7 protein-coding genes, 1 tRNA gene and 1 pseudogene are annotated in these 7693 nt (G+C 56.8%); 6 read left to right on the top strand and 3 right to left on the bottom strand.

What is annotated here, in order from left to right; genetic code table 11:
- Positions 1–414: 414 nt before the first annotated feature.
- Positions 415–488 (top strand) — tRNA-Gly (locus tag WB528_RS01980).
- A gap of 72 nt (positions 489–560) precedes the next feature.
- On the opposite strand, the gene WB528_RS01975 is transcribed toward WB528_RS01980, so the two are convergent.
- The 3 genes and pseudogenes from WB528_RS01975 to WB528_RS01965 all read right to left on the bottom strand — a co-directional run bounded on the left by WB528_RS01975 (position 561) and on the right by WB528_RS01965 (position 2272).
- Positions 561–842 carry a hypothetical protein gene (locus tag WB528_RS01975; RefSeq protein ID WP_423886747.1) on the bottom strand — a complete coding sequence of 94 codons (282 nt, stop codon included), beginning with the start codon at positions 840–842 and terminating at the stop codon, positions 561–563.
- Positions 843–1054: 212 nt separating this feature from the next.
- Positions 1055–1292 (bottom strand): annotated as a pseudogene (locus WB528_RS01970) (Rieske 2Fe-2S domain-containing protein); the annotation flags it as partial.
- A 23-nt stretch (positions 1293–1315) separates the two neighbouring features.
- Positions 1316–2272 carry a LysR family transcriptional regulator gene (locus WB528_RS01965; RefSeq protein ID WP_423886746.1) on the bottom strand — a complete coding sequence of 319 codons (957 nt, stop codon included), beginning with the start codon at positions 2270–2272 and terminating at the stop codon, positions 1316–1318.
- 150 nt (positions 2273–2422) lie between these two features.
- On the opposite strand from WB528_RS01965, the gene WB528_RS01960 reads away from it, so the two are divergent.
- The 5 genes from WB528_RS01960 to pgk form a co-directional block, all read left to right on the top strand.
- Positions 2423–3457 carry a class 1 fructose-bisphosphatase gene (locus WB528_RS01960; protein ID WP_423886748.1) on the top strand — a complete coding sequence of 345 codons (1035 nt, stop codon included), beginning with the start codon at positions 2423–2425 and terminating at the stop codon, positions 3455–3457.
- A gap of 16 nt (positions 3458–3473) precedes the next feature.
- Complete coding sequence (locus WB528_RS01955) at positions 3474–4349, top strand: phosphoribulokinase (RefSeq protein WP_423886745.1); 876 nt, start codon at positions 3474–3476, stop codon at positions 4347–4349.
- Between the two features lie 34 nt (positions 4350–4383).
- The gene (gene tkt, locus WB528_RS01950) at positions 4384–6420 is read left to right on the top strand and encodes a transketolase (protein WP_423886744.1); all 2037 of its coding nucleotides are present in this window, start codon (positions 4384–4386) and stop codon (positions 6418–6420) included.
- Entirely contained in the window at positions 6417–7424 is a 1008-nt protein-coding gene (gap, locus tag WB528_RS01945) for a type I glyceraldehyde-3-phosphate dehydrogenase (RefSeq protein WP_423886743.1), read from the top strand. Before tkt ends, gap begins: the two co-directional genes overlap by 4 nt.
- Positions 7424–7693 (top strand): phosphoglycerate kinase (gene pgk, locus WB528_RS01940; protein ID WP_423886742.1); only part of this gene is annotated, 270 nt, incomplete at its 3' end. The genes gap and pgk, both read left to right, overlap by 1 nt.

The following is a 7693-nucleotide window of genomic DNA, read 5'->3' as shown; positions in this document are numbered from 1 at the left end:
TCGATGAAGCAGAATTTGCCGGTTGCGTCCAGACGAGCGGCCCGGGCCGAGGTATCCCGCTCGAAGCGGAATCCTCCCGCCGGCTAGCCCGCATAAATCTGCCGGGTTGGGGTATGGGCCCGACGGGAAAATAAAAAGCGCGGCGGGATTACTCCCGCCGCGCCGTCTTTTTTCACTCGCTGGTCCAGGCGCTAGGAGCGCCCTAAAGCCAAGCCTCAAGACTGAAAGGTCCTGCAAGACTTAGCGGGCGATCCCAACGAGGTGACAGCGCTTGGTGTAAGACACTGGATCACCTCCCTTCGATGTTGACGGAGATGTCAATATAGGCCGCAAAGGCCGGCCCGTTAAGGGTAAGGAAACCGGCGAGGGGAGGTTGAGACTGCCGAGCCGGCGTGATAGGGGATCGGCCGGCACGCGGGTGTAGCTCAATGGTAGAGCAGCAGCCTTCCAAGCTGAATACGAGGGTTCGATTCCCTTCACCCGCTCCAATGTTTTCAGGCACTTAAGCTGTCAAGAACTTTCCATTCCGACAAGCTCAGCTTTTTCATTCCGACAAATGTTCACTTTCTCTTCGCTTGCTTGGCTTGCCGCTCCCGGCGCTTGATGCGCTTTATCTGCGCTTCCTGCTTACCCTCGTCGTCGTCGTGCAGGTAGTTCGCCATCGCCGTTACCGACGACCGCTGACCTTTCTCCATCAACTGCAACGTGGTCAGTCCGGACGATCTAGATTCAGTGGCCCCGCCGTGTCGACCGAACGACGTGAAGGTTAGCTCTGGCCGCAGGCCCGCAGAGATAATGATCTTTTTAGAGATCCGCTCCACTTGCGTCAGCATTTCACCCACCAAACCGATCCGTTCTCGTTGACACGGCGTCGGATCTCGCGCGTTCACGCGCGAAGCGGTAGGAGTGGCCGAGGATCACCGGAATGCCCGGTAACCTACTGGCAACCGGGCGATGCTTTATCTGGCGTCTAGACATGTCTTTCGTTTCCCAGGATCCTCTCAAGTGCAGCAAGCCTTTCCTTCAGCTATCTTACCCGCGATTGTCAAAGCTAGGCGCGCTGCTTGATGCCGTCACACAGTTTCGAGGATTTCGGCTCGGCCGGCTTATCGAGGCATTTGCATTCGACGTCGAACAGCCTGCCGTGAAACGCGCAGCGCACGGCCAAACGCGAGATCAGCGCCGCGGTGCGGGCAATCGTAATCGAGCAATCCGAAGCGGCCCGTTTCGTCGCGAAACAGCACGAAGCTCCCGTCCAGCAATTTGACCGGCGTGATCGGCCGTTCGCCTGCGACTTTGCTCAATTTGACTTACGTCAACGATGTCGACGCTTGCGCGAGCTTAGAGTAACCGGCATGCTTGGAAGGAAGCGTGCTCCTTCGATACTCAGATAGTCCAACATAGCCTGCGCCGGCGGCAAGAGTACCTTGTCTTTCCGCCGCAGAACAAACCATTGTCGCACAATAGGTAAGCCAGTGACATTGAGGGAGACGAGCCGTCCATCTTCAAGTTCAGTGGCAACCGTGTGCGCCGAGATCAGTGCGATTCCGAGACCAGCGATGACCGCCTGCTTGATGGTCTCGTTGCTGCTCATTTCCATACCGATCTTGGGTTGAAGCTCCGTGGTTGAGAAGAGTTGTTCCATCAGCATTCTCGTGCCGGAACCCTGTTCACGAATGAGAAAGGTTTCGTCTGCGAGTTCTGCTGCCGAAAGCCCGACATTCAGTGCAAGCCGATGTCCGCTTGGGGCGATGATGATATGTGGATGATCGCCAATTAGATGGATATCTACGTCGACGTCTGCTGGCGGCCGGCCCATTATTGCAAAGTCGAGATCGTAGCCGCGCAGCGCTTGACGTATTTCCTGCCGATTGCCAATCGACAAAGTAATATCGATCTTGGGATGAAGTTTTGAAAAAGCCGCGATGGCGAACGGCACGAAGTACTTTGCAGTGCTTACTGCTCCGATGGATATACGACCTCCAGTGCGGCCCGCAATCATATCAAGCGAAGTGGCGCAGGCTGAGATGGCAGCTTCTATCCGCTCGGAGAGCATGAGGACTTCCTGTCCAGCTCCAGTCAGCACCATTCCGTCGTGGGTGCGTTGGACCAACGGGAGTCCCGCAAGATCCTGAAGGTTCCGCAACTGTAGTGTCACTGCTGGTTGGGTGAGATTTAGCTTGTTGGCAGCGGCAGTTACGCTCCCCCAGCCTGCCAAAGCGGCAAGCGCTCGAAGTTGCCGAATTGTCAGATCTCGTAAGCCATCGGGCATATAAGAAAAACCGTTATCAGACCATAGTTATTAAAATTTTCCTTATTTAGGTCAAGCTGTCAATCTCCTGAAAGTGCCTCGCCCAACCCGGAGGCAGGCTGCATAGCGTCAACGTTCATTAAAAAACGGCGCATGCGAGGAGGCGACCCAATGACTCTAGCGCTAACGCTGCGCCAGCACCTAGGTCAGAACGCCGGTAAGGATCCGCTTCGCCTTGCGGTAGCCTCGGCGGTCGATGCTCTCGCCACAGCCTGCATTGATATCGCTGATCTGATCGGTCGCGGTGCCCTGGCCGGCATCACGGGACAAGCACAAGGACGAAATGCTGACGGCGATCTTCAGAAGGATCTGGACGTCCGGGCTGACGAACTCATACGCCAAGCCCTCAAATCTGTCCCCTTCGCAGCCTTGGCGTCAGAGGAAGCCGAAGCGCCGGAGATCCGCGACATGACGGCGCCCATTTGCATCGCGTTCGATCCTCTGGATGGCTCGTCAAACATCGATTCCAATATGACCATCGGAACGATCTTCTCGATCGTCGTCACCCCGCTGGAGGGGCAGGCAGCTTTCACGCGACCAGGCACGACCCAACTGGCAGCCGGCTTCGCTGTCTACGGTCCGCAAACCTCGCTGGTCCTCACCCTCGGCGACGGTGTTGATATCTTCACGCTTGATCGAGACGACAAGACTTACAAGGCCGTTCGTCGACGTGTTCAGATTCCCGTCGACACGGCGGAGTATGCCATCAACGCATCCAACCACCGTCATTGGGAACAGCCGGTACGCGATTTCATCGCCGAATGTCTTGCCGGCGTCGATGGGCCTCGCAGCAAGGACTTCAACATGCGTTGGATCGGATCTCTGGTGGCAGAAGCCTATCGAATCCTGGCGCGGGGCGGTGTGTTCCTTTACCCCGCCGATGCGCGGGAAGGCTACACGGACGGCCGTCTGCGGCTTGTCTATGAGGCGCATCCGATGGCGTTCATCGTCGAGCAAGCTGGCGGTGCGGCATCAACGGGACGGGAGCGAATTCTCGAGCTTGCTCCAAGAACGATCCATCAGCGCGTGCCTCTCATCATGGGTTCGATCGAAAAAGTTCGTCGTGTCGAGCTTCTGCACACCGATCCTAACGCAGCCTCCAAGACCGCTCCGCTTTTTGGGCGACGCGGTTTGTTCCAAGTCTGAGCGGAGGTCAGCAACCATGTCTAGAAAACATCCTATCATTTCAATCACGGGCTCATCGGGTGCAGGCACGACTTCAGTAAAGAGGACGTTTGAGCAGATTTTTCGTCGCGAGAAGGTCGCGGCCGCCTATATCGAGGGAGATGCCTTTCACCGCTATAACCGCGCAGAAATGCGCCAGAAGATGGTTGAGGAAGCCGAACGCGGCAACAAGCACTTCAGTCATTTCAGCCCTGAAACCAATTTGTTCGAAGAACTCGAAACAACGTTCCGAGATTATTCCGCGAATGGCACGGGCAGAACACGATTCTACATTCACGACGAAGCGGAAGCCGAGCTGCACGGCAGCCCCCCCGGCACCTTTTCGGAGTGGGAGTCGCTGCCAGCAAACTCTGATCTTCTCTTCTATGAAGGGCTCCACGGCGCAGTCGTGACCGACAAGGTCAACGTTGCGCAACATGCCGATCTCAAGATTGGTGTTGTACCAGTCATCAATCTCGAATGGATTCAGAAGCTGCATCGCGACCGCAGCGACCGAGGTTATTCGACCGAGGCAGTAACCGATACGATCCTTCGTCGGATACCGGATTACATCAACTACATCTGCCGACAATTCGCCGAGACCGATATCAATTTCCAGCGCGTACCAACGGTCGATACTTCAAACCCATTTATTGCACGCTGGATACCGACGCCCGACGAGTCGATGGTGGTGATCCGGTTCAAAAACCCGCGCGGTATCGACTTCCCCTATCTGCTGTCGATGCTTCACAACAGTTTTATGTCGCGCGCAAATTCAATCGTGATTCACGGATCGAAGCTCGACCTCGCAATGCAGCTCATTCTGACGCCGCTCATTATCCGGCTGATCGAGCACAAGAAGGGCGCAAAATGATGAACGAGCATGTCCAGTTCGGGAGGAATCGCAAATGAACATCGAGTCACGTACCAAAGCACTCGAAGGCAACGTCTCTCATCGCGATATGGCAAACGCTATTCGCTTCCTCGCCATCGACGCTGTCGAAAAGGCAAAGTCAGGTCACCCAGGAATGCCAATGGGTATGGCCGACGTTGCGACCGTGCTGTTCTCGCGCTTCTTGAAATTCAATCCAGCCGATCCAGCGTGGCCTGACCGCGACAGGTTTGTGCTGTCCGCTGGTCACGGATCGATGCTTCTTTATGCGCTGCTGTATCTAACTGGTTATGAGGACGTCACACTCGACGAACTGAAACGCTTTCGACAGTGGGGATCAAAAACGCCCGGCCATCCCGAATACGGACATACAGCCGGCGTCGAGACAACCACGGGGCCGCTTGGACAGGGCATTGCTACTGCGGTCGGCATGGCTCTTGCGGAGCGACTGATGAATGCGCGCTTTGGAAACGCTGTGGTCGATCACTTTACCTACGCGATCGCCGGTGATGGTTGCCTGATGGAAGGTCTCAGCCATGAAGCGATTTCCTTGGCAGGCCATCTGAAGCTGAACCGGCTCATCGTTCTGTTCGACGACAATGAAATCTCGATCGATGGCTCGACGTCGCTGTCCTGCTCCGACGATCAGCTGGCACGCTTTGCGGCATCCGGATGGTCGGTTCGTCGCATCGACGGTCACGATCCGGTGGCGATTCATAAAGCCATTGAAGAGGAGAGACAATCCGATTGCCCCTCGTTGATTGCGTGCCGAACGGTGATCGGTTTCGGTTCACCGAACCGGCAAGGCACGGAGAAGGCGCACGGCGCACCTCTGGGGGGCGATGAAATCGCGGCGACGCGTATTGCTTTACAATGGCCGTACCAGCCGTTCGAAATTCCCGAAGATATCCTGACAACATGGCGTGCGATTGGAGTTCGCGGGGAACTCGTCTGCAGCGCGTGGAAAGATCGGTTATCGCAAATTGACGTTGATATCCGAAGTCGCTTCGAAGCAGCGTTGGACGGTAAGTTGTCAAGCGCATATGCAGACGCAATCGCTTCGATACGCGCACGATTTTCGGCTGAACGTCCTAATATTGCGACGCGGCAGGCGTCGCAGCAGGTCCTCGACGAGATCGCAGCCTCGCAGCCAAATCTGCTCGGCGGCTCAGCAGATCTCACTCATTCGAACCTTACCCACGGCAAGTCTCAAAAGCCGGTAAGACGCGGCTTGCTGGATGGCAGCTATATTCATTACGGCGTTCGCGAGCACGCAATGGCTGCCGCGATGAATGGCATCGCCCTCCACGGCGGGTTCATTCCCTATGGTGGAACATTTTTGACCTTTGCAGATTACAGCCGGCCCGCAATCAGGATAGCGGCTTTGATGGGTGTACGTGTCATCCATGTGATGACGCATGACTCGATCGGGTTGGGAGAGGATGGTCCTACACATCAGCCGGTCGAGCATCTCGCCTCGCTGCGGGCGATTCCGAAACTTCTGGTTTTCCGACCAGCAGATGCGGTCGAGACCGCCGAAGCCTGGGATTGCGCTCTGCAGGCGAAAAATCGTCCGTCGATCCTATGTCTGTCGCGCCAGGCACTGCCAACCTTCCGGAGCGACGCCAGAGGAGCAAACAAGGTCGCACTCGGAGCCTACTTGGTGGCTAGTCCCGAAGGTACCCGTGACGTGACCTTGATTGCGACCGGATCGGAGGTGGCCATCGCTCTCGACGCGGCTCGTCGTCTCGCGAAGTTAGATATCCGCGCGGCGGTGGTGTCAGTCCCGTGCTTTGATCTGTTTGCGGAACAGGCAGACGAATATCGGTCAGCGGTTCTCGGCCGTGGCCCCCGGATTGGTATCGAAGCCGCGATCCAGGGAGACTGGGCGCGGTGGATAGGAGAGGACGGCGAATTTGTCGGCATGACAGGTTTCGGAGCTTCCGCGCCAGCCGATGTTCTTTACCGCGGGTTTGGCATTACGGCAGAGGCAGCCGTTGCCGCTGCGCTGCGAACAATCAACCGGCACGGTTCAAGGAGAATCGATCAGTGACCCTGCGCGTCTTCATCAACGGTTTCGGTCGCATCGGACGCAACGTATTGCGTGCGATAGTGGAGTCCAAACGAGAGGATATCGAGATCGTCGGCATCAACGATCTTGGTTCTGTCGAGACCAATGCGCATTTGTTGCGGTTTGATTCGGTTCATGGCCGCTTCCCGGCTCAGGTCAGCGTCGATGGCGACAACATGATCGTCGCGGGCAAGAGCATCCGGGTTACGGCCATTGGCGATCCAGGCGATCTGCCCCACAAGGCGCTGGGCATCGACGTTGCGATGGAGTGCACGGGCATTTTCAATACGCGCGACAAGGCGGCCAAACACCTCGCTGCAGGCGCAAAACGTGTGATCGTGTCAGCACCGGCCGAAGGAGCCGACCTGACAGTGGTGTTCGGCGTCAATCACCACCGGCTGACCAAGAACCACTTGGTTATCTCAAACGCTTCTTGCACAACGAACTGTCTTGCTCCTGTCGCGAAGGTGCTCAACGACTCCGTTGGCATCGACAAGGGCTTCATGACCACCATTCACTCCTATACGGGTGACCAGCCGACGCTCGACACCATGCACAAGGATTTGTATCGCGCGCGAGCCGCTGCCCTGTCCATGATTCCGACTTCGACGGGCGCGGCTAAAGCGGTGGACCTCGTGTTACCGGAGCTCAATGGCCGCCTCGACGGAGTTGCGATCCGTGTGCCCACGCCGAACGTCTCTGTTGTCGACTTCAAGTTCATTGCACAAAGACAGACGTCGGTCGCGGAAATCAACGCTGCGATCAAAAAGGCCGCCGACAGTGAATTGAAGGGCGTTCTCGGCTATACCGATGCACCCAACGTCTCTGTCGATTTCAACCACGACCCCCATTCGTCCATCTTTCATATGGATCAGACCAAGGTCCTGAATGGGACTCTCGTCCGCGTGATGAGCTGGTACGACAATGAGTGGGGCTTCTCTACCCGCATGTGCGATACCGCAGTCGCGATGGGGAGGCTCCTGTGATGCAAGCTCTGCGTACGCTTGAAGGAGTCGACGTAGTCGGAAAACGGGTCGTTGTCCGCGTCGATCTTAACGTGCCGATGAAGAGCGGCGTGGTCACGGACGACACTCGCATTCGTCATGTGGCTCCGATCCTTGCCGAACTCTCGAACAAACGTGCGATCGTCATCGTCTTGGCTCACCTCGATCGGCCGGGTGGCAAGGTCATTGCTAAATATTCGCTCGCACCATTGCGCATCGCGCTCGAACGATCCATCAAGAAAGCTGTTCAG

Source organism: Bradyrhizobium sp. (assembly GCF_049586575.1).
Taxonomy (GTDB): Bacteria; Pseudomonadota; Alphaproteobacteria; order Rhizobiales; family Xanthobacteraceae; genus Bradyrhizobium.
The sequence above is the reverse complement of the archived record's forward strand: the minus strand, read 5'-3'. Positions and strand labels throughout refer to the sequence as shown.

Coding starts and splice junctions, on each gene's coding strand:
- WB528_RS01965 (WP_423886746.1), bottom strand. CDS start 2,272: ATGCCCGATGGCTTACGAGATCTGACAATTCGGCAACTTCGAGCGCTT.
- WB528_RS01960 (WP_423886748.1), top strand. CDS start 2,423: ATGACTCTAGCGCTAACGCTGCGCCAGCACCTAGGTCAGAACGCCGGT.
- WB528_RS01955 (WP_423886745.1), top strand. CDS start 3,474: ATGTCTAGAAAACATCCTATCATTTCAATCACGGGCTCATCGGGTGCA.
- tkt (WP_423886744.1), top strand. CDS start 4,384: ATGAACATCGAGTCACGTACCAAAGCACTCGAAGGCAACGTCTCTCAT.